Raw genomic sequence first — 25,183 nt, forward strand, 5'->3', positions numbered from 1 at the left:
ACATCTAAAATTAGCTTCTAAGACTGCTCTCTGCTTTGTCTTGCTGCTCGATGTTCTTGTCTGACTTGTCGGCGGCGGTTGATGGAATCTGTTGGGGTTATAGATGGTTGAGAATTATTTGCAGGCGATCGCTGTTTGTTTTCCTCCTGAATTAAATATTCAGCTAAGTAGCCGATGGTTGGATATTGAAACATTCCAACTAAAGAAAACTCTCGCTGAAATATTTTTTGCATTTGGCTGTGAACGCGAACTAAGAGCAATGAATCACCGCCCAAATCGAAGAAGTTATCGTGAATACCTACTTCCTCCAAATGAAGGAATTTTTGCCAAATAGCAGCAATGCTTTGTTCTATTTCCGTTCGGGGTGATTGATAGGCTGCTTCCAATTTAGGACGCGCTTGTTCTGGTGCTGGTAGCGCTCGACGGTCTACTTTACCATTGGGTAGTAATGGCAGATTTTCTAACATCACGAAAGCAGATGGTATCATATAGTTAGGCAGCTTTTCTTGCAGCAGGCGATGAAGTTCGCTGACTGCGATCGGCTGTTCTGAATCGGATATGATATAAGCCACCAATTGCTGATTATCGGTTTCATTTTCCCTAGCCAAAACTATTACCTGTCGCACAGATGGATGTTGAGCTAGTACCGCTTCAATTTCTCCTAATTCTATTCGGAAACCGCGAATTTTGACTTGGTTATCGATGCGTCCGAGAAATTCCAAATTGCCATCTGGTAAATAGCGAACCTGATCGCCAGTTTTGTATAGTTTCGATCGTCGATCGCGAACGATCGCTAATGGATTAGCAATGAATTTCTCAGATGTTAATTCGGGACGATTGAGATAACCTCCCGCCAATCCTGCGCCACCGACATACAGTTCACCAGGTACGCCAATGGGAACAGGTTGTAAGTTTCGGTCGAGGACATAGATTTGGGTGTTCGCGATCGCACGGCCGATAGAAACGTGCGAATTAGCTCGATCTTGCGGACTGCTACTGTAGCAAGTGACATCAGCAGAAACTTCCGAGGAACCGTAAAGATTTAACAGCGTACTCTCAGGTAAAATCTGCCGAAACTTTTGCAATAATTCTACCGAAAGTGCCTCTCCACTCGTTACCCAAAAATTCAATTTTGGTAGCCGTTTTTGCAAGTCAGCAAACGTATCTAAAAGTAACCGCAGTAAAGAAGGAACCAAGACAAGTCGCGTCACTTTATTGTTAGCGAGAGTTTCTACGAACTGGTGAGGGTCTTTGAGAATGCGATCGCTTACAATAATCGTCGGTATTCCTTGCAGTAACGGCCCAAAAATCTCCCAAACAGAATCTACAAAGTTTAAAGATGTTTTTTGACAGCAAACATCTTCTCGTTTAAAAGGATAAGTTTGCCACATCCAATGAAAGCGATTGACAGCGCCTCTATGCAAACCTAAAACTCCTTTAGGTTTCCCCGTCGAACCAGAGGTATAAATGACATAAGCCAAATTATCAATTGTAGAACGACTGACAGGATTTTCTCGGCTTTCTTGCTGGATAATTTCCCAGTCAGTATCCAAGGAGATGACAGTCATTTTGGCAAAGTTTTTAACTAATGACGAATGAGTAATCACCACCGACAATTGAGTATCCGACAACATGAAAGCCAGTCGTTCTTGGGGATAATTCGGATCGAGGGGTAGGTATGCGCCACCTGCTTTGAGAACACCCAAAATTCCGACAATCTGATCGAGGGATCTATCTAAACAAATCCCCACCATTACTTCTGAATTTACCCCCAATTTTTGCAGGTGATGTGCTAGTTGATTAGCCTTAGCATTCAGTTCCCGATAAGTCAAATTTTGGTTTCCAAACATCACCGCCACAGCATCCGGCGTGCGTTCTACTTGCGCTTCAAAAAGTTCGTGAATGCAGTAGTTTTGAGGATAGTCAGTTTGAGTATCATTCCATTCCACCAACAACTGTTTTAGTTCGTCTGACTTCAGTAAAGGTAAATCCCCAACTCGCTGTTCTGGATTAGTAACAATGCTTTCTAACAAAGTTTGCCAATGTTTCATCCACCGTTCAATAGTTTGCGAGTCAAATAAGTCGGTGTTGTATTCACAATCGACTACAAGTTCGTCATTTTGTTGGTGAATATCCAGAAAAATATCCGAGATGGAAGAATAGGTGGGATTTCTGACAAACTCGAATTTTCGGCTAAAAGACTCTGAGGCAGCCAGATGTCTGTCCAAGTTAAACAGTATTGTCACTAAAGGTGGACGACTTGTATCTCTTGGCAGGTTTAGTTTTTTAACCAACCTAATAAACGGATAATTTTGATGGTCATAAGCATCGGATAAAACCTGTTTTATTGAACTTAAATATTCCGTGAATGTCGGGTTTTCCACAACTTGACTGCGGATAGGCAATAAATTCACATAGTGACCGACAAGATATTCACCTTCAACAGATAATTGTCCGGCTGAAGGGATACCAATAACGATATCGTCCTGACCTGTCAATCGGTGAAGTAACGCCAAAAATCCAGCCAAAACAGTTGTAAATAAGGTGCTTTTAAACTTGATACTTTCGTGTTTCAAAGCGCCATAAAAAGTTTTATCCAGCGTGAAAGTTTGTCGAGTACCGACGTAGCGATTAACTGATGGTCGCGGACGATCGGTTGGCAATTCTAATACCGGAACTGAACTGGAAAATTGCTGCAACCAATAAGCCTCAGCTTTTGCCATTTCTGGACTTTCCTGCTGGCTTGCTTCCCATTGAACGTATTCGCTTAACTGCATTGGTTGTGGGAGTTGATGTGCGATCGCTTGACATTCTGCTGTGTAAATTGCAGTTAGTTCTTGTTGCAAAACTCCCAACGACCAACCATCAGCAATAATGTGATGAACTGTAAGAACTAAAAGATGATGTTGTTCTTCTAATTTGACTATTTGGGTGCGGAATAAATTACCAGTTTCAAGATTGAAATTTTGTCGTGCTTCTGTTGCTAAAAATTCCTCTAAATGTGTGGCGCGATCGCTGTTATCTAAAGTCGAGAAATCCACTACCGGAATGTTGATAGTCAGAGTCGAATTAATTTGTTGATAATCTCCTGACGGACTAAAGGTTGCTCGCAATGCTTCGTGGCGATCGACTACTTCTTGAATTGCTTTACGCGCTGCTGCCAAATTGAACGAACCGCGCAGATGAATTGTCGTTGATTGGTTATAGGCGCGGGAGACATTTTCTCCCATTTGTGCCATTACCCAAAGTTCTTTTTGCGCTTCTGTTAAAGGGATTGAAGACTGGCGATTGGCGATCGGCGATCGGGAAGATTTTTTCCCATTCTCCACTCCCGATTCCCCTGGTAAAAATCCACCTTCTTGCATTTCGCTTATACTTTCCTTGACTGCTTGAATCATCCGATCGATATCTGCATCAGTATGAGCAGTAGATAAGAAAAGTCTCCTGTTTTCTAAAGCAAAGATTCCCTTTTCTAGCAGGTGATAGAAAAATAAATCCATCCAATTGAGGGTGGGAGAATAAGCAAAACGGAATAGAGAACCAAAATGAACTACCTGAATCGGTAACTGTTTTTGCTCGAAGTAAGTATTGAGCGTGTTGGCTAATTTTATGGTTTTGGCAGTTAACTCTTCTTGCAGTTTTGCGCCGCTATTCTTAAGGTGGGTGAGTACAGCCAAAGTAGCAGCCATCACGAGAGGATGCTTGAAAAAAGTACCTGCAAAGTGAGTAATTTCGACTTCAGGATAAGAAGCATCTCCATAACTCCAAAATCCACCATCTAATGCGTCCATAAAAGCAGCCTTACCAGCAATTACTCCGACTGGCATCCCACCACCAACTGCTTTACCGTAAGTTGTGATATCGGCTCGAATATTCCACAACGCTTGCATCCCGCCTGGGTGCATCCGAAATCCGGTAATCACTTCATCGAAAATTAAAACAATTCCCGTTTCTTGAGTTAATTGTCTCAATTCATGCAAGAATTCTTTAGGTTGCAAATCCGGTTGGGCGCTTTGGATTGGCTCTACCAAAACAGCAGCTAATTCACTGGCGTGAGCTCTGATAATATCTAGCGATTTGGGATTTCCGTAATCTAGAACTATTACTTGTTCGACTTTATGTTGCGGAATACCGGGAACGAGCGCGATCGAACGCAAATTTTCCTCTTCATTCGGTACTCCGGCGACCAAAACTTCATCCAAATTTCCGTGATAGGAACCTCCAAAAAAAACAATTTTTTTGCGCCCTGTAATGGCGCGAGCGATGCGAATTGCTCCCATTACCGCTTCGCTGCCGTCATTACAAAAACAAGCCCTTTCTTGACCTGTTAATTCGCAAACTAACTGAGCAGCTTTACCGGCTATTGCTGATTGTGGCCCAAGTTGTATTCCTTGGTGAACATAATCTTGAATTGCATCAATAATAAAAGATGGAGAATGACCGAATAAAAGTGCGCCAAATCCCATTGACATATCTATATATTCATGCCCATCAATATCCCAAATTCTCGCACCAGAACTTCTTTGGGGATAGATAGGATATACCATTTCTTTAATTGAGGGACGAAATCCCACTATCGATCTGGAATTAGCATGATGAACGCGATCGTTTTGCGTCAAGTTTTTCGATGCTTGAGTGCGTTCGATCACCCGTGCGATTAATGCGTCTAAATGTTCTTGTTGGCGTGGAGTTAAATTGGCGGAACTGGGGGAATTTTGGATTTTGGATTTTGGATTTGGAATTGGAATTTCTCTCTGGCGTTCCTGTTCGATAGTTTCGGTAGGTATGCGTGTAGGTTGTTTCTGCTTTGGTGAAATGTTTTCGCGCAGAAATTCCAGTTGTTTGGACATCACCTCAAGTTGCTGCGCCATCAAACGTTTGATAGCTGTATTATCGGTTTGTCGGTCGAGATGCTTTTCTGGCAATAGCGATGCTATTTTCTTTGGTTTTGAGTTATTTGTTTCGGGCATATCGGGCGTTAATGTTGGCTCGAACGACGGCATTTGCTGAGATATGTAGACGGCTAATTCGTTAATCGTGGAGCTATTGTCAATTAATCTTTTTAAAGAAATATTGAGACCCAATGCTTTTTTAATTGCGCCATTTATTTGGAGTAATTGCACGGACTCAAAACCGAGTTCTAGAAAATTAGTCCGATCGTCAATTTCAGAGGAGCTTACTCCCATTGCTTTACCGACAATTTCTTTTAATACTGACAGGGTTTTGTCAGTCTGCGAGGGATGTATTGATGAATTCAGCTTTTGGTTGAGTTGGGAGTCAGACATGGGAATTTCCTTAATTATTAGTTATTAGTCAGATGAACCATGAAGCATGAAAGCTAGCCATACATTTTCAGCGTATCTAGTTGTTGAGAGATAATCTCAATTTGTTGAGCCATTATCTCTTCAATTTCGCGATCGCCTACATTTTCCTCCTCGATTGTATTATCTACTTCTGTGAATTTATTTTCACGAACTGCTGGATTAAAAGGTTCAGTCCAATATCTTTTTCGCTCAAAGGGATAAGTGGGTAAAGGAATGCGATCGCGTCGCTCGTGGCGATAAAAATCCGACCAATTAACCGACACGCCAGCTAGCCAAAGTCTTCCCAATGCGTTCAGCAAGAATGCTATATCCGACTGTCGATCTTTCGGATGACGCAGCGAAGAAAGTACAATTGTTTGAGTATTTTCCTCCAAACAATCTCTAGCAAATGTACTCAAAGTGCGTCCAGGGCCAACTTCCAACAGGATTCGCTTTGGTTCTTTTAGCAACTCAGCAATCCCGTCAGCAAAACGCACCGTTTGGCGTAGATGTTTCCCCCAATAATTCGGATCTGTTGCTTCCATTTCAGTAATCCAAGTGCCAGTTACATTGGACATGAAAGGAATTTGAGGAGCCTTTAGTTTGACTTTTCTAACTTCGGCGATGAAAGGCTCGATAATGGGTTCCATCATGGCAGAATGAAAAGCATGAGAAGTATGCAATCGACGACAATCTAAACCGAGCTCCATCAAATGACTTTGCAGCTCGTCAACAGCTTTTATAGAACCAGAAACTACACACAAAGATGGTGCATTAATTACAGCCACAGAAAGTTCTTCACTTAGTTCGATTTCCTGTTCCGATAGAGGTACAGCCAGCATTGCACCAGCAGGAAGTTGCTGCATCAATTTCCCGCGAGTAGCAACTAATATCAACGCATCTTCCAGGGAAAACACACCAGCAAGAGTTGCTGCAACGTACTCGCCAATACTGTGACCGATCGCAGCTTCAGGAAGCACGCCCCACGACATCCACAACTGAGCTAAAGCGTACTCAATTATAAATAATACTGGCTGAGTAATATAAGTTTGTTTCAGTTGTTGTGCGGCTTCTTCTTCCCCTACTTCACTTGGATACAAAACGGTACGCAAGTCTATTCCCAAGTGCGGTATTAGGAGTTCGCAACAATCATCAATAGCACGAGTAAAAGTAGGTTCAGTCTGGTAAAGTTCCCGCGCCATGTTCGCGTACTGCACCCCTTGACCGGAAAACATAAACACGACAGGACGATTACCAGACTCCTCGTGGTGGGAGTAGGAAATATCGGGAATTAATATTTTTTTATTGCCTTTTTCCTCAGTTTTCAGAGTCAGCGATTGTACAGCACCGTCAATAGTTTGACATACCAACATTCGGCGATAATCGAATACTTTACGACCGACTAGCAGGGTGTAAGCCACATCAGCTAAATTGAGGTCGGGATGCTGTTTTAAATGTGCCCCTAAATTGGCCGTTGCTGTTTCCAAAGCCGAACTTGTTTTAGCAGAAAGAATCAACAATTGATACTTTCTCCCTTTGTTCTCTGCTACCTTTAGATTTGGAAATTCTTCCAAAACGACATGAGCATTAGTACCGCCAATGCCGAAAGAACTGACTCCCGCACGACGAGGCATTCTGTCTGTTTTCCATTCACGGAGGGTGGTATTGACATAAAACGGACTGTTGGCAAAATCAATTTCGGGATTGGGTTTTTCAAAGTGCAAACTGGCTGGTATTTTCTGATGTTTGAGCGCCAAAACTGTTTTGATTAATCCCGTTATTCCGGCGGCTGTATTCAAATGACTGACATTAGTTTTTACAGAGCCGATCGCGCAGAAGCCCTTTTTCTTAGTTTGCGATTCAAACACTTCTTGCAGCGCTCTAATTTCGATCGGATCTCCCAAAGAAGTACCAGTTCCGTGAGTTTCGATATAGGTGATAGTTTCAGGAGCGAAACGAGCGATCGCTTGCGCCTGAGCAATTACCTTAGCTTGACCCGAAACACTGGGCGCTGTATAACTAACTTTCGCGGAACCATCATTATTAATAGCTGAACCTTTAATAACCGCATTTATGCGATCGCCATCCGCCAAAGCATCTTCTAATCTTTTAAGCACAACAATACCCACCCCATTGCCAAAAGTAGTTCCTCCTGCTTTGGCATCAAAAGCGCGAGTGCGAGCATCGGTAGAAAATATCCCACTTTCTTGATAAAAATAACCTTGTTTTTGGGGAACTTGAATTGAAACACCACCAGCTAGAGCTAAATCGCATTCGTAACTCAACAATCCCCGACAAGCCGAATGAACCGCAACTAATGATGTAGAACAAGCCGTATTAACATTAATACTCGGCCCTTTCAAATTCAACTTATAAGAAATTCGAGTAGCTAAAAAGTCTTGATTATTGCCAATTCCCAGCGGCAAATAACCCATAGATTGCAATAAATCGCGATTTGAAAGAATATTATTCAGCAGGTATGTACTCAGGTTAGCACCTGCATAAACACCAGCCAAACCTGCGTATTGTTCCGGGTCATACCCCGCGTTTTCCAAAGCTTCCCAAGCACACTCTAAAAAAAGACGATGTTGCGGATCTGTAATTTCAGCTTCTTTTGCCAGCATACCAAAAAACGAAGCATCAAACATTTCGATATCATCCAACACGAACCCAGCTTTCACATAGTTTGAGTCATTCAGCCAACTCTCTTCTACGGCCGCAGCCCTCAATTCTTCATCACTAAACGATGAAATTGACTCCACTCCATCACACAAATTCAGCCAAAACTCATCAACATTTTTAGCCCCAGGAAAACGACCCGCCATCCCAATAATAGCAATTGGTTCCAGCACACTTTGTTCTTCCAAGTTATCCATTTCGCTCTCTCCTAAAACTCCATCTACATCTGTGTTCATATGTGTTTATATGTGGTAAAAAAGTTCATTGATATTACCGATTCCTAGCTTTTTTAAACAGTTCTTTTTGTCGGGCAACCGCTGCTTCCTGCTTCCTAACATAGCTATTAACTTCTCTAAACATCGGTTGCTCCCCATCCTGTTTGCGACTCAAATATTCCGCCAACATCTTTATACTAGGATACTTAAATAAGTCGATAGCCGAAATATTTCGCTCTAACACCTTATGCAATTTTGCTTGCACCTTTACCAAAAGTAAAGAATGCCCGCCAATTTCAAAAAAATTATCATTAATCCCCACTTTTTCCAATTGCAATATCTCTTGCCAAACCTCAGCAATCAGTCGCTCTGCTTCAGTTTTAGGCATCGCGTAATCCCGTTTCAAATCCCGGCGATTTTCCGGTACTGGTAGGGCGAGATAGTCTACTTTACCGTTAGGTGTTAAAGGTAATGCCTCCAACTGTACGACAACTGATGGAACCATGTAATCCGGTAACTTTTCTGCTACAAAGCTGCGTAGCTCTAGGCTAATATTATCTGAGACAATATAAGCAACTAAGCGCTTGTTATCTACTTCATCTTCTCTGAGAAGAACCACAGCTTGTTTGACTGCTGGATGTTGGGCAAGTACATTTTCAACCTCCCCTAATTCAATGCGAAAACCGCGAAGTTTGATTTGGCGATCGCTACGTCCAAAATACTCGATTTCCCCATTAAATCGATAACGACCGATGTCGCCACTTCGATAAAGATAAGCGCCATTTTCACTGCTAAACGGATTGGGAATAAACTTTTCGGCTGTTAGTTCTGGGCGATTGAGATAGCCTCGCGCTAAACCATCGCCGCCAATACACAGTTCGCCCGGAACGCCGATGGGAACGGGTTGCAAGTGCGCGTCCAGCACGTATACTTGCATATTGGAAATGGGACGACCGATCGGAATTGAAGAAAGAGATTGGTTTTTGCTCGTGTCGTACCAAGTCACATCTGCGGATACTTCGGAGGAGCCATAAAGGTTAATTAAAATACTTTGAGGCATCCTTTCTTGGAAGCGCTGACATAGTTCCACGGATAAAGTTTCTCCACTGCTAACCCAATACTTGAGTTTGGGAAGTCTGCTTTGTAAATCTGGAAAAGTTTCTAATAAGACGCGCAACAATGATGGCACTAAAACAAGGCGCGTCACCTGTTGCTGAGATAAAGTTTGAACCAACCGATAAGGGTCTTTTACTATTTCATCAGAAATGATGACAGTTCGCAGTCCGTGCAGCAATGGGGCAAAAATTTCCCAAACTGAATCTATAAAATTTAATGATGTTTTCTGACAGCAAATCTCTCCTTGTTCAAAAGGATAAGGATTCCAATTCAAGCGATTGACCGCGCTGCGATGGCGACCGAGTACACCTTTGGGTGTCCCGGTAGAACCTGAAGTGTAGAGGACGTAGGCGAGGTGGTCAGACAATTTTGGATTTTGGATTTTGGATTTTGGATTAGAGCTCGTGTTCCATTCGCGATCGAAATAAACAACTACTGGAGTTACGTTTGCACTCAAAGCTGGTAGTTTTTTAATTAAAGATTCGCGAGTTAATAATACTGAAACTCGAGCATCAGATAATATGAAAGCCAGACGCTCTTGGGGATAGGCGGGATCTAACGGTACGTAAGCTCCACCAGCCTTGAGAATGCCTAAAAGTCCGACTACCATTTCGATCGATCGCTCTACACAAATTCCTACCAAAACTTCCGATCGCACTCCTAATTCTCTCAGATAATCCGCCAAGCGATCGGCTTGTCGATTTAATTCTTGATAGGTTAGCTGTCGGTCTTCAAATACGATCGCAACTGCATCTGGCGTTTTTTCTACTTGCGCTTCAAATAGCTGGTGAATACAAGCATCTTTGGGGTAATCTGTTTGAGTGGAATTCCAATCTAACAACTGCTGTTTTTCAGATGATGTTAATAGTGGTAATTCATTCACTCTGCGATCGGGATTGGCGACAATTCCCGCGAGTAACTGCTGGAAATGCTCGCTCGTTCTGGCGATCGTAGCTGCCTCGAATATGTCGGTATTGTATTCTATAGTTCCGATCGATTCCTCTCCTCTTTCTTCGATATACAAACTCAAATCGAATTTCGCAGTACCGCTATTGCTCTCCAGACTACTCACCGTCAACCCCGATAGCTCTAACACTGATGTCGGAGTATTTTGAAGTGTGAACATCACCTGAAATAAAGGCGTGTAACTCAAAGAGCGTTGCGGTTGCAGTGTCTCGACCAACTTTTCAAATGGCACATCGCAATGAGCGTATGCTCCTACGCACACTTGACGTACTCGACTTAACAATTCCCGAAAAGTAGGATTCCCAGATAAGTCAGTTCGCAGCACTAAAGTATTGACAAAACAGCCAATTAATTGTTCTATTTCGCTCATGCTGCGGTTAGCAATGGGGGAACCAATAGCGACATCTTCAATTCCCGTGTAGCGATACAGCAAGATTTTAAAAGCGGCTAACAATGTCATGAAAAAAGTCGCATCTTCGTTCTGACTTAGCGCCTTGAGTGCTTTAGTTAATTCCGCCGTCAGAAAGAAGGTTTTCCTCGCACCTCGGAAGGTCTGTACGGCTGGTCGAGGATAATCTGCGGGTAATTGCAGCACGGGAGGAGCGTTACCTAACTGCTGCTTCCAATAGGCAATCTGTTTTTCCAGCACCGTTTCCAGCACCTCTCCTTTTAGGGACTGTTGCTGCCATAAAGCAAAGTCGGCATACTGGATGGGTAGTTCGCTAAGAGGGGATGATTTGCTGTTGGAAAATGCTTCGTAAAGTGCAGCCAATTCGCGCATTATTACACCATAAGACCAGCCATCACAAATAATGTGGTGCATGGTGACTAGCAGCACGTAATCTTGTTGGCCGATTTGTAACAGCTTCCAACGCAATAATGGCCCTTGAGCTAGGTCAAAGAGGGATTGGCTTTGTTCGATCGCAATTCGCTGGATTTGGTTTTTTTGTTCTGATAAAGGCAAGTCGTCTGATAAATTGACTGTTGGTAACTTTATAGTTAGCGATGGGGAAATAATTTGGACTGGTTGTCCTTCCATCATTTTGAAAGTAGTTCGCAGGGATTCGTGGCGTTGCACGATCTCGTTGAGGCTGCGCTCTAGTGCTGGTACATTAAGCAAACCTTTGAGTTGTATTGCTCCGTGTTCGTTGTAAGAAGGATTGGTGCGATCGATTTGCTGGAGCAACCACAGCCTTTGTTGAGGAAAGGATAGCGGTGCAGGGTCGCTACTGTCGCGTCTGGGAATAAGGTTTCTGGGGGAATCAGACTGAATTTCACCCCGCAAGCGTTTGGCGAGAATTGCTTGTTTGCTGGCGGAAAGTTGATGGCGTCTTGCTAGTATTTGTTCTTTGTTTATGTCCATTTTTTTATAATCTCCTGGTATAGTTTTTTGACCGCAGATGAATAATGTTGATTTTTCTAATTAATGATTTCGATGTTCATATACTTGGGGTAAGGTTGAATTGTTTTTAGATCGTTTTCGAGAATTACCAGATCGCCATTCTTGTCGATTTCTTTGAATCCAGAAAATTTATAAGCGATGTACATCATCCGATTTCGATTGTTTGAAAGGAATTCTGCACGCAATCGAACGTTATTGTCTTTAGCGAGTTCGAGCAGATAATTTAGCATAACCGTGCCGACACCTCTAGACATGACGCGACAAGACATCAGGAAGAGTTTTAGAGTCCAAAAATTGTCGGAACATTCCACAAGAGCTAAGCCGATTTTCCCATAATTTCCATACTTATCATTTAAACTGGCGATCAGCAATTTGTGGTTATCCGATCGACTAAACATATTCAGTTCGTCATAAGAATATGTGTAACCTGTTGTATTTAGTTGATTGGTGCGTACTGTTAGTTCTTCGGCTCGCTGTAAATCTTCTTCTTTAGCGGCAGAAATCGTCAAGTGCATATTTAGGGTAGCTAAGAATTCTTCTTGCGAACCGATGAATTCTGATTCAGCTTGATTTCGCTGGATATCGCTGATATACATCTGCCTTCTTTTTTGGGAATCCTCTGTGATAAAACGAGGATTCATTTCTGGCATTTCTAGTAGATATTCTAGGCGATCGACATTAATACAAAGGACTTCAGGGAGTGAAAAATTTACTTCTTCGAGTTCAAAAATTTGGTCGTCAACGAAAGCGATCGCATCCGTCCCGATATTAATTAATTTAGCGATTTCTTTAATCGAAGAAACCTTAGAATTCCAATGGATCTGAGGATAGATAAAATACTCGTGCAATCCTAGTTCTTCAAGTTTTTCGATCGCACTACTATATTCATTCTTGCTAGCGATGGATTGTAAGATGCCTCGACTATCCAAAGTTTTGATAATGTCGAGTATATCGGGTCGCAAGCAAACTCGATCGCCTTCTAACAATATGCCGTTCCAGATGGTGTTATCCAAATCCCAAACGACACATTTGATCGAGCGTGTTTTTTCTTGTTTGTTGTCTGTGGGCGCCGAATTTAAACTAATCATTTTTTCACGTCCTTGCTACTAATTCTTGAGCTATCGAACTGCGATTTTGTGAGAATTTATATTCTTGATAACCGTATTCAGCGATGGTAATCTCTTGAATTTGGGTACTACCTTCGATGATTTCCATGATTTTTGCATCCCGCAAATACCGTTGAACTGGGTATTCGCTGCTGCAACCATTTCCCCCGTGAATTTGGACGGCATCGTTGGCTACTTTGGTTGCGATCGTAGAAGCAAAATATTTGGCGATCGAGGTTTCCATAATTGATTTGGGGTCGCCAATATCTTTGAGATAACCTGCTTGATAACATAGTAATCTGGCGGCTTTGATATTCGCGATCGCCTCAGTAATCATTTGTCGAATTAGTTGATGCTCTTTGAGATAAACATCAAATTGCTTGCGTTTACTTGTATATTCAATGCAGGCTTCTAAGCAAGCTTGAGCGATTCCTACACAACCGCAGGCGACACTGTATCGTCCCAAATCAAGTGCAGAAGATGCTACGTGGGAGAAACCAAAACCTTGTCGGCATACGAGATTTTCTTGGGAAATTCGACAATTATTTAGGTGCAGTTCTGCTAACATCGAACCTCTGACACCTAACATTCCAAAAATTGGTTTAATGGAGAGTCCCGGACTGTTTTTTTCCACTAAAAAAGCAGAGGGTTTACCTTCCCACTTGGCAAAAACTAAGAAAACATCGGCAATTTGTCCGTAAGTAATCCATTTTTTTTGCCCGTTTAAGATATAAGAGTCGCCAGAAAGTGTTGCTGTCGTCTCTACGGCTTTGGCGTCGCTACCTACGTTAGGTTCGCTCAATGCGAAAGCTGCGATCGCATCGCCGGATGCTAATTTAGTCAGCCAATGCTCTTTTTGAAATTTACTTCCCCATTTGAGAATAGCATGAGCGACCATAGAATGAACTGTTAGCAAACACCTGAGCGAAGAACATCCCCGTCCGATTTCTTCGTTTAGGAGACCGTAGGCGATCGCATCCATGCCAATACCGCCCCAGTCTTCGGGTAATATGGCTCCTAAATATCCTTTTTGAGCTAACTTTTGGATGATTTCGGGCGGCGTTCTTTCTTCGCGATCGATGCGATCGGCATGAGGAACTATTTCTTCATCTACGAAAGCTCTAAAAGAGGATTGCTTGTCTTTTTGCTGAAAACTTAATTCTATTTTCATTGTATCACTTAATTCCTCCAAAGTTCAACATTAAATCACATTTTTTACTCTCTCGCCAGTACGGTAGTTTTCCGTTCTAGTAACGCCGCCATAGAGTTGATACTCCTGAAGTTAGCAAATTCCAAGTCTTCATTTTCGATCGTCACTTCAAACTCTTTTTCTATAAACAACACCAATTGCATGGCAAACATGGAATTGACGAATCCCAAAGCAAAGATGTCTTCATCATCCTGCAAGTCACGATCGCCGAAAAACTGAGAAAGGAATTTTTTGATTTTGTCTTTAGCTGCTTTCATGTTCTGTAATTTCTAATGACTAATGATTGTAGGTATAGAAACCTTTTCCGCTTTTTCGCCCGTGCAATCCAGCATCTACCATTTTTTTGAGTAAAGGACAGGGGCGATATTTACTGTCATTGAAGCTTTCGTACAAGACTTCGATCGAGAATAGAATTGTATCTAATCCGATTAAATCTGCTGTTTCTAATGGCCCCATTTTGTGACCGAAACAGGATTTAAAAATTTTATCAACCTGTTCGGCTGAAGCTACTCCCTCTTGCAACAGAAAAATTGCTTCGTTAACGGTTAACATTAGCACCCGATTAGAAACAAAACCAGGCGAATCATTAACTAAGATAGATTCTTTTCCCATCTTCGCTAATAAATTTGTGGCGGTTTCGATCGTCTGCTCAGAAGTATGATATCCGCGAATCATTTCCACCATCGGCTTCATCGGTACCGGGTTCATGAAATGAATGCCAATCACTCGATCGGCTCTCTTGGTAGCGGAAGCGATGCGAGTAATGGAAATGGCGGATGTGTTGGCGGCAAAAATAGTTTCTTCCGGGCAAATTGCGTCTATTTTACTGTATACCTCCTTTTTGAGATCCCATTTTTCGGGAACATTTTCAACTACGAATTCCGCTTTTTCTAGAAACTGATAGTTACTGGAAAAAGTAATTTTATCCAAAATGTCATCTGGACGATCGGCTTTCTCGTTTTTGTTGAAAAAACCTTGAAAACGGATATTATTTTTGATTTCCTGTTTCGCTCGTTCCAGAATATCATCCGAAATATCTAAAAGCACCGCATGATGTCCGGTTTGGGCTAGATTTTGCGCTACCCCAACTCCCATAACACCTGCTCCGATTACACCGACTGTTTGAATGTTCATACTTAATCCTTTGGTCATTAGTCATTGGTCATTTGTTCGCGGTTCGAGTTTCTAGCACAATGAACAATAGTATTAACTGCTGGGACTAATTGCTACAAGATCGCGATCTTCATTATTTTCGGTTAACTGTTCTAATTCCCCGATGATTATTTCTTCAATAACTAAAGCTAATTCAGCTACAGATGGTGATTTAAAAAGGGAAGGAATAGATAGTTCTATCTGGAAGTCTTGGCGAAGCCGAGAAATTAACTGAACCCCGATCAAAGAGTTACCGCCTAAGTCGAAAAAGCTGTCATTTATGCCTACGCGATCGATTCCCAGCAACTCTTGATAAATGCCAGCTATTCTGTAATCAGTATCATTGCTAGGTGCAACATAGGGAGTCCGTAAATTTGAGCGTGGGTAGAGGGTTTTCTCTTGACTCCTTGGCTCTTCTGCACTACTTTTTTGAGGTTTACGCTTAATCCACTTATCGATTTCAGCGTTGACATCACTACGCCAAATCGCAATTTGCGGTACTGAGGGATGAGAAAAAATCCGTTGAAAAGCATCTACAGTTTCTTGCTGAAACACCTCTATCTCATTTTGTTCTTGAGTTGTACCAAGCAGTGAGTTCCGAAGCAAGTTAGCGTTTTCAGCATGAAACCAATTGGCACTACACCAGTGATGATTACCGAGTTGATTCTGCTTGTGAGCAAAGGCATCCACGAAAATATTAGCTGCGGTGTAGGCAGCAAAGGCTACTCCTCCTAAAATAGCTCCTATTGAAGATATTAACAGACAATAATCAAGCTCCCGGCCTTGCAAAACTTTCTCTAATGTGTAGAGACCATAAACTTTAGGTTGAAACTGCAATTCACATTCGCTATAACCTGTCTCCTCAATTGTACAGAGTATTTCTTGTCCCAGAAATGCTGCGGCATGAATCACACCATTAATCCGGCCAAATCGTTCCTCAGTTTGCCAAAGTGCTGCTTGCATTTGACGTTCATCAGCAACATCAGCACCAATGACCAAAACCTCTGCACCTAACTCCTCTAATTTTTGCACGCTTTTGATTCTAGAACTGATCGAATCGCGATCGTCATGAGTCGTTAGCCATTCCTCCCACTCTTGCTGAGGGGGTAATCCTGAACGTCCCATTAATACCAGCTTTGCCTGCACGCTTTGAGCCAAATATTTAGCAAGTGTTAATCCAATTCTGCCTAATCCACCTGTAATCAGATATACTCCATTTTGGCGCAATCGTTTTGGATATTCTGCTTGATTTAGTCTGACTGCCTCAAAGGTTTGCAGCCATCTATAATTGCCACGATAGGCAATGACTAACTCAGACGATTCTGTAGTAATTTCTGACAGAATCTGGTCGAGCAATTTCTCCTCTAAGCCACTTCCTGATTTAGGCAGTGCTACATCAATGCTTTGGCAACTGATATTACTGTATTCCTGGGGAATCACTTTGCATAATCCTAATAAAGTTGCCTTTTCTGGCTCGCACAAATCTGTACTTTCTACTTGGTGCATCCCGTTGGACAATACCCAGATTTTAAGGGAATTGTTAATCAGCAGTTTGCTAAAAGCCTGAGTGAAGAACAGCAGACTGTAGAAACTTGAATGTTGGATTTCTTCAAAAAATTCAACGCTTGATGGCGTCTGTTCGGTGAGGTTTATACTCCATAAATGAATGATGGTATTCGGGAGTTGATCTTTAACACGGAGGTCTTGGAGTAGAGCGTTATAGTCATCTCGCGAACGAGGATTAATAGTATATTTACCCTCGCTAAGCTGACTAAATTGTTTTCCTACTTTGACGCAGATGACCTTTTGACGATCGTTTTCTAAACGTTGAGCGATTTGGGAACCGACTCCACGTTCATCAACAAACAATAACCAGCAAGATTTTTTCTCTCCTGTTTGCGGCAAAGAAAGCGGTGGCATTGATTGTTTCCAAACAGGAATGTAGAACCAATCTGCGGGGTCTGATTTTCTCTGTGAATAATCTAGTCCGAACGCGACTTCGTCGCGCGCTATCGCATTAGCCTGTCCTGGTTTGGGAGGTTCAATCCAGTAACGCTGACGCTCAAAGGGATAAGTCGGCAAGGGGATGCGATCGCGGGATTCATTGGCATAAAATCCAGACCAATTAATTTGAAGCCCCGACAGCCACAACTGCCCCATTGTGTTGAGTAAAAATGCTAAATCGGGTTGTTGATTGTAGGCATCGCGTAGGGACGGTAACGCGATTTTATCCGCGATCGCCACATTTTCTAAACACTGTTGTGCCAAGCTGCACAAGGTCTGTCCCGGCCCTACTTCTAAGAGAATTGGTTTGTATTTTTTCCACAACTCTTCCATCCCATCAGCAAATAACACGGGTTGACACAAATGCTGAGTCCAATAATTAGGATCTGTAGCAAGTTCTGCGGTAATCCAAGTTCCGGTGACGTTTGATATATAAGGAATTTTGGGTTGCTGAAGATTGATGGTTTTGACTAATTCCGTGAAGTCAGAAGCGATCGCTTCCATCATGGAAGAATGAAACGCATGGGATGTCTGTAAAGGCCGACAGGCTAATCCTTTTTCTGTTAGCTGAGATGCTAATTCATCGATCGCATCTATCGTTCCAGCAATGACACACAGTTTCGATCCATTGATTGCTGATAAGGACAACTTTTCACTCAGGAAGGGACGCACTTCTGCTTCTGAAAGGGGGACAGCTAGCATTCCGCCGTTGGGCAAATCCTGAATCATTTGTGCTCTTTTGGCAACCAGAGTCAGAGCATCTTCTAAAGACAATACCTCGGCTAAACAAGCCGCGACATATTCACCAATGCTGTAGCCAATCATTGCCGCCGGACGAATTCCCCAGGAAATCCATAACTGAGCCAAGGCGTACTCAATGACAAAAACAGCGGGTTGGGTGAGACAAGTTTGATTTAGTTTTTTAGTGGTTTCATCGGCGGTTTCTTGCTGACCGCGACCCAGCATTCTACGCAAATCAAAGCTTGATTGAGCGGTCGAGTTAGGTTGTTGGGAACTGTTTGCAGTTTGGTTCCGATTGGGATAGAGAATATCTCTTAAATCGAGACCGAGCAGAGGTTTGAGGAGTTCGCAGCAGCGATCGATTGTCTCTTGAAATGTTGGCTCAACTTGGTAAAGTTCCCAGGCCATATTGACATAATGAGTTCCCAGGCCGGTGAACATAAAAGCGACTGGTTTTGCAGTTGTTTCTTGAATGCTGGTGAACACTCGTTTAGGGTCTTGGAGTGCAGCGATCGCATCTTGAATATCTTTGCAAACAACAGTCCGTCGATAATCAAACTCTCGACGACCAATTTGGAGAGTGTAAGCAACATCAGCCAAGTTAAGGTCAGGATGTTGCTTTAGATATTCAGTCAAATTGACTGTTGCTGTCTCTAAAGCTGAATTAGTCTTGGCAGATAACATTAGTAATTGCCAAGGCCGGGAGGTGGTTGAAGCCTGAATAGGTGGCGCTTCTTCCAAAATTAGGTGAGCGTTTGTTCCGCCAAAACCGAAGGAACTGACTCCAGCACGACGAGGTGTATCGTTGGCTTTCCATTCAGAAAGTGTAGTGTTAACGTAAAAGGGGCTATTCTCAAAATCAATCTGAGGATTGGGTGTCTCGAAATTGAGCGTCGGTGGCAGCAATTTGCGATCGAGGGATAGAGCTGTTTTAATTAAGCTTGCTATCCCGGCTGCTGCGTCTAAATGCCCGATATTGGTTTTGACTGAGCCAATAGCACAGTAGGCTTTTTTATCGATCGGAAATGCTTGTTTTAACCCTGCAATTTCAATCGGGTCTCCCAAGGTGGTTCCAGTGCCGTGAGTTTCTATATAGGTGATGGTTTCTGGCTCGACTTCCGCCATGATTTGAGCAGCGCGAATGACTTTCGCTTGAGCTTCTTCGCTGGGTGCTGTGTAGCTAACTTTGACGGCACCATCATTATTGATAGCGGAACCTTTAATAACGGCGTAAATGTAGTCGCGATCGGCGATCGCATCTTCGAGTCGCTTGAGAACAACAACACCCAAACCGTTGCCACCAATTGTCCCATTTGCACGAGCATCAAAGGCGAAGCACCGCCCATCAGGAGAAATTTCTTCTGGGCAAAGAGTTGCTTCATTTTGGGGCGCTTTAACTGAAACACCGGCAGCCAAAGCCATGTCACAATCGCCACTTAATAAACTTTGACAAGCTAAATGAACTGCAACTAATGAACTTGAACAGGCCGTTCCGACACTAAGACTGGGGCCTTTTAGATTTAATTTATAGGAGACGCGGGTGGGTACATAATCTTTATCAGACGCAAGTAATATCTGAAAATATCCGAGAGTTTTATCCAGATTATTAGGTAAAAGGTTATAAAGTAAGTATGTACTTCTCCCGACCCCCGCGTAAACTCCGATTGGTCTTTCTTCTCTTTCAGAGTCATAACCAGCATCTTCAAGCGCCTCCCAAGCACACTCTAAAAAAAGGCGATGTTGCGGGTCCATAATTTCGGATTCTCTGGGATTTAAACCGAAAAAAGAGGCATCGAAGAGTTCAATATCTTCTAGTAAACCAGCCGCTTTTATTTTCTTAGTCAAACGCTTCGACTCTACATCTGAATCTTTGGCTTCCCCATTTTCTGTGGAAAGAACCGAAGCAAATTCTGCTCCCTCGATCAGATTTTTCCAAAAAATATCAATATTTTTGCTTCCTGGGAAGCGTCCTGAGATGCCGATAATTGCTATTTCTAAGCCTGTTTGTTCCGATTTCATTCCCTTAATTCCTGATAAAGATGTAGGTTTAGTGCTGGTTAATGAGTTGTTATATAGCCTTTCTTAGAAAGATGAGGAGGGCTAAGTTATTAATCGAGCCTAGGGTTTTGTCAGTTTTGATTTTTTTAGCTTTTGTTTGAGGCGATTTTTGCCGGCTGCTATTTGTCGAGACAATTCAGTAAATTGTAACTCTGGCGAATCTGCTTTCTCAACTCGATCTAATTGTTGAGCCAGAGAACGAATTGTTGGATACTTAAACAAATCCAGCAATGAAATACATTCTACCTCATTGGGTAAAACATTTCTCAGTTGATTGTAGATTTTTGCGATCGATAATGAGTTGCCACCAATTTCAAAAAAGTTACTATTGACTCCAACTTTTTCTAAGTCGAGGACGGCTTGCCATACTGTAGCGATCGCCAGTTCTAGATCGTTCTGGGGTGCTACAAATTTACTGTCTAATTCTTGACTAAAAATCCCTGAAGTTGGCAAGGCGTTACGGTCTACTTTTCCATTAGCTGACAGCGGTAAACGTTCCAGAAATATGAAAGCGGATGGTATCATATACTCTGATAATTTATGACTGATAAAGTTCCTTAGCTCCTCAACAGTTGGTGGTATTTTTGTTGAGTTGGGAATGACATAAGCGAGCAAATGTTCTTTGCTTTGCTGTTTAGCGATCGCACTCACTACTGCTGCTTTGACGGCTGGATGCTGTGTCAAAGCAGCCTCAATTTCTCCAACTTCAATGCGGTTTCCGCGAATCTTAATCTGGAAATCAACTCGCCCTAAAAATTCAATGTTGCCGTCAGGATGATAACAACCTAAATCTCCTGTCCGATACAGACGTTCTCCCGTGCGCGGATGAGTAATAAAACTGTCGCCAGTCTTTTCTTCATTGCGCCAGTAGCCTTTTGCCAACTGCACTCCAGCACAGTACATTTGTCCCGGAACCCACATCGGACAGTCTTCTAAAGCGTCGTTCAAAATATAATATTTTGAGTTCGCCATCGGTTGACCGTAGGGAATACTCTTGCAATTTGGATCGACTTTTTCAATGAGATAGCAGATATTCCAAATTGTAGTTTCAGTCGGCCCGCCTACGCTGAGAATTTGGGTATTGGGCGCTAGGGATTTTATGCGATCTGGCAAAGAAATCGGCAGCCAATCACCCCCTAACATTGTCAATCGCAAACTTTCTAGTAGCCCTCCAGATTCACCCTCCATGTAATCTACCAACATCTCCATCATCGCCGGGACTGAGTTCCATAATGTCACTCGTTCTCTTACGATTAAATCTACCCAATGACGGGGATCTTTCACAGCAGTAGCATCCGGCACAACGATCGCGCCGCCAGCACTCAAAAGACCGAAGATATCATAAACTGACATATCGTGATTGAGAGCGGTCAAAGCTAACATTCGGTCTTGCGAAGTAACACTAAAACGTATATTAGTATGGACTACCACATTCGCCACCTTGCGATGAGTAATCATCACCCCTTTTGGCAATCCCGTAGACCCCGAAGTATAGATAACAAAAGCTAAATCGTCGGGTGTTTGAACTGGATTTAATGCTTGCTTGCTTTCTCCGGCTAAGTCTTCATCTACGCATATTAGTTGAATTCCCGATCGCCAAGTAAGCTTTTCTTTCAACCGAGATTGAGTTAGAACGATCTGAACTTCACTATTTTCTAGCAGATAAGATAAGCGTTCTTCAGGTAATCCGGGATCGATGGGGACGTAAGCAGCACCGGAAGCTAAAATACCCATAACTGCGACAATTTGTTCCCATCCTTTCTCCATTACTATAGCGACTAGCCGATTGGGAATAACCCCTAATTGGCGCAGTCGATGACCGACTTGATTTGAACGCTCGAATAATTCCTGATAAGTTAATGTTCGTGCGGATGAAATTACTGCCTTTTCACGTCCTCTTTCCCGGACTTGCGCGGCAAATAAACTATGCAGTAAATCGTCTGGAATCGCTGCGTCTGTAGAATTAATCGCATTCCTTTGCGCTAATTGCGCCGGAGGTAGGAGTTGCCGATTCGTTTCCACCCAGGCCGATTCAGAAGTAGCAAGTTGCTTGAGAAAACGGCAATATGACTCAAACATATCTGCGATCGCACCTTCCGGGAAAAGTTCTTCCACTACATCCCAATTAAATGTCAATGTTTCTTTTTCTTCCCAAACTTGAATATCCATCCAAGCTTGAGATGCTTGACTAATTCCATATACTAATTCGCCAAAATGACTGAACGTTAAAGTTTCTTGCCCCAGGGAACGAAAGCCGAGAGTGCTAGTAAAAACAATCGGCATCGCGCTAGGAGTTGTGCCTCTTCTGCGAGCCAATTCTCGCGTCACGCTGACTCCACTAAAATAGCGATGTTCTAAATCTTGCCACAGTTGTTTCTGAAGGCGAAGGGCGCGATCGATAAACGATTCACGAGCGGAATTATCTACGGCTAAAAGAGTGACAGAGGTAAAGTCTCCTAAAATATCATTGACTTGAGAATGCAACGGTAGACGATTAAATAAAGCCAGATTAATTGTGAATTTTTGGCTTTTACTCCAAAGCGCGATAATTTCAGCAAAAGCTGCCAGTAATAGCCCAGAAGGAGTTACACCCGCTTGTGCCGATCGCAACTTTAACTGTTGCCAATCAGTTCGTTCCAGTCCGCTTTCGTAGCGCCTGTTGCGATGCTCTTTGAGTTCTTTAGGATTTTTGGCGAGAGGTAAATCCGGTGCTAGAGATAGACTATCCAGACGACTCAACCAATATTCGTGCGATCGCCTATATAATTCTGTATCTTGCAACGCTTGTTCTGCTAAAACATAATCCCGAAATGTTATTTCTAACGGTGGCAATATCGCATCAGGATTTTGATACAGTTGAAACCACTCATCAAATAAACGAAACAAACTCCAAGCATCAAATACTTGCAAATCGTAGCTGATATGCAGCCGAACTACATCCCCATTTAACCGCGTTGCTCTAAACTCAAATAAAGGCCATTGGTCAGCAGGTAAAACTTGATGGGACAGGCGATCGCGAATTGCTTCAATCTCAGAGGTTACAACTTCTTTCTCCTGTCCCCTCAGATCCAAAATCTCCATTTGATATACAGGAACTTGTTTGAGAACTTGTTGCTGGCCATCGGGTAATACTATTGCCCTCAGCATATCGTGGCGATCGATTAATTTGGGCAACGCCTCGTTCAATTTTTCCACGTCTAAGGCGTGACATTCAATCTCGTAGTAGCCGTGATTGGCAACATTTCCTAAGTCTAATACCCCACTACGACCCACCCAAAATGCGTGCTGCATATCAGTCAAGGGAAAAGGTTCGTAGCGCAAGTCTGGTGCTGGCTTAATTATTGGTAAAGAAGTAGAACTAGCACTCATGCTGTTCTGGCGCAATAACAGGATAAGTTCTGCTTTATGTTCAATTAATGAGTTACGCAACTCTGGAGTAATTGCTCCTTTTGGCGCATCAATTTCTAGCGAACTTCCATTGCTAGAAAGTTTTACGCCTTGGTTAGATAAAGTGTTTAAAAGTAAATGTAGATTCATATTTTTAGCTTGAAGTTAGTATTGCACCAATTGACGAGCGTTTTTTCCGAGGTTCAAATCAAATACTTAATATTTCCCTTTCTTCCTCTGCTTTGAATTCGGTAATAAAAACCGATTTTGATACCGTTAAGTTCGCCAAAGCTAATTGATTAAGCACGAGTTCAGCTAATTGAGTTATGTTGGTGTCGCCAAAAAATCTTTCTATTGGCACTCGCACTTGTAGATCCGCCTCGATTCGACTTCTGAGTTCAAAAGCCATTAAGGAATCAAGCAGTAAAGCCAGAGAATGCTGCGGACTTAGACTATCGAAAGGCAATTGTAAAGAATTGGTTAGCCATTCTATTAGATAAGTTTCCAATATTTGCTGCTGTTCTCTTGGTGCAGCGGCGAATAGTTTTTCCTTGGATAGAACAGCTTTTTTAACACCCAAAAGATTGACTGTACTCTTTTCTTCTTCTCGATTAATATTAATTGGAGGAGCAGGAGGCTTTCCTAGCGCTACATCACCCCAGCGCATTACCGTTGCAGCCGCAGTTGCAGCCGCGCCATTGGTGTAAACAAGAACTAAGTCGTTTTCGCGAATTTTACCTGCAAGAGCGGCATGGTATAAATTAGCGATCGCAAATACAGAACCGATATTCGCATACCAAGGATAAAGATCGATCGTCCGCTCCAAATCGATACCCAAAGCCCTAGCACACAGCCTCGTATACCAAGCTGTCGGAGTATTGAAGGCAAAAAAGTCAATTTGTTCGAGAGTCACGCCAGCCGCCGCTACAGCCCCCTCACAGCAAGTACGAACAAACTCCACACTTGTTTCGGCAAAACTGCTGGCATTCTCACCTGTCCGAGTACGCATTCCAGGCTTACCTTGCGCGTCTGTTATCAGTTCATGTAAATACGCACCACAAGTAGCAGCAGTGTTAATTATTTTAGTGCCCAAAACTCCCTGATTAGATTTGAGCGAATCCACCACAAAAGCTCCAGCAGCGTCTCCCATAGACCACGATAAAGTATCTTCATCATCTATAGAGTTAGACTCGATGTGAGAAACAACCACCAAAACATTGCGATACTCTCCAATTTGCACCAAAGCACGAGCATTTTGCAGCGCAACTAACGCACTCGAACAAGTTGATTCCAGATTCCACGCCGGACATTGCAATTGCAATTCACCTGCGAGATAAGAGGCATTGCCAGGAACCAATTGTTCGGGGAAAATAGAAGCAACAATCGCCAATTCCACTTCATCAGTAGAAAGTTTTGCTGCATCCAGCGCCTCCCTAGCAGCGCGACATTCCAACATCAGCGACGACTCGCCTGCACCCAGCACCCGTCGCTCGACATTACCCCGAAAAGGGTCTGATAAATATGGTGCGACTTCTTGCGACCAAATAGCGAACCCATCATCGTCGGAAGTGAATTCATTAGACTGAGATAACCTCGTTCTTCTTGGCGAAGTTACCGCAAACAAATGAGGGAACTTTTCCAACCAATAATCATTAGTCCGAATGAGGCTGGGAAAACAGAGTGCAAGCGATCGAATACCAACTGAAAGATTCATCATAACCATTAAAACTAGGAGTAATTCTTAGGCACGTAGTTGGGCTTCAGCCCTCTTAGGCACGTAGTTGGGCTTCAGCCCTCTTAGGCACGTAGTTGGGCTTCAGCCCTCTTAGGCACGTAGTTGGGCT

10 protein-coding genes are annotated in these 25,183 nt (G+C 42.9%); all 10 read right to left on the reverse strand.

Annotation, left to right across the window (positions count from 1 at the left end; genetic code table 11):
- Nucleotides 1-17: 17 nt before the first annotated feature.
- On the reverse strand, nucleotides 18-5,285 hold the full coding sequence (locus tag QUA56_RS14655; protein ID WP_333358734.1) for an amino acid adenylation domain-containing protein: 5,268 nt from the start codon (nucleotides 5,283-5,285) through the stop codon (nucleotides 18-20).
- A 53-nt stretch (nucleotides 5,286-5,338) separates the two neighbouring features.
- On the reverse strand, nucleotides 5,339-8,179 hold the full coding sequence (locus QUA56_RS14660; protein WP_333358817.1) for a type I polyketide synthase: 2,841 nt from the start codon (nucleotides 8,177-8,179) through the stop codon (nucleotides 5,339-5,341).
- Nucleotides 8,180-8,252: 73 nt separating this feature from the next.
- Complete coding sequence (locus tag QUA56_RS14665) at nucleotides 8,253-11,642, reverse strand: amino acid adenylation domain-containing protein (RefSeq protein WP_333358736.1); 3,390 nt, start codon at nucleotides 11,640-11,642, stop codon at nucleotides 8,253-8,255.
- A 56-nt stretch (nucleotides 11,643-11,698) separates the two neighbouring features.
- Nucleotides 11,699-12,769, reverse strand: a complete 1,071-nt coding sequence (locus QUA56_RS14670; RefSeq protein ID WP_333358738.1) for an HAD-IIIC family phosphatase — start codon at nucleotides 12,767-12,769, stop codon at nucleotides 11,699-11,701.
- 4 nt (nucleotides 12,770-12,773) lie between these two features.
- Nucleotides 12,774-13,958: an acyl-CoA dehydrogenase family protein gene (locus QUA56_RS14675; RefSeq protein ID WP_333358740.1), complete on the reverse strand. Its 1,185-nt coding sequence runs from the start codon at nucleotides 13,956-13,958 to the stop codon at nucleotides 12,774-12,776.
- A gap of 44 nt (nucleotides 13,959-14,002) precedes the next feature.
- Nucleotides 14,003-14,254 (reverse strand): phosphopantetheine-binding protein, encoded by a 252-nt coding sequence (locus QUA56_RS14680; RefSeq protein ID WP_333358742.1) that lies wholly within the window; start codon nucleotides 14,252-14,254, stop codon nucleotides 14,003-14,005.
- A 19-nt stretch (nucleotides 14,255-14,273) separates the two neighbouring features.
- Entirely contained in the window at nucleotides 14,274-15,149 is an 876-nt protein-coding gene (locus tag QUA56_RS14685) for a 3-hydroxyacyl-CoA dehydrogenase NAD-binding domain-containing protein (protein WP_333358743.1), read from the reverse strand.
- A 54-nt stretch (nucleotides 15,150-15,203) separates the two neighbouring features.
- A complete protein-coding gene (locus QUA56_RS14690; RefSeq protein WP_333358745.1) occupies nucleotides 15,204-19,913 on the reverse strand; it encodes an SDR family oxidoreductase in 4,710 nt (1,569 codons plus the stop codon).
- A gap of 99 nt (nucleotides 19,914-20,012) precedes the next feature.
- The gene (locus QUA56_RS14695; RefSeq protein ID WP_333358747.1) at nucleotides 20,013-23,489 is read right to left on the reverse strand and encodes an amino acid adenylation domain-containing protein; all 3,477 of its coding nucleotides are present in this window, start codon (nucleotides 23,487-23,489) and stop codon (nucleotides 20,013-20,015) included.
- A 58-nt stretch (nucleotides 23,490-23,547) separates the two neighbouring features.
- The gene (locus QUA56_RS14700) at nucleotides 23,548-25,056 is read right to left on the reverse strand and encodes a 3-oxoacyl-[acyl-carrier-protein] synthase III C-terminal domain-containing protein (RefSeq protein ID WP_333358749.1); all 1,509 of its coding nucleotides are present in this window, start codon (nucleotides 25,054-25,056) and stop codon (nucleotides 23,548-23,550) included.
- Nucleotides 25,057-25,183: the final 127 nt, after the last annotated feature.

Origin of the sequence: Microcoleus sp. N3A4, from assembly GCF_036701805.1 — a bacterium.
Taxonomy (GTDB): Bacteria; Cyanobacteriota; Cyanobacteriia; order Cyanobacteriales; family Microcoleaceae; genus Microcoleus.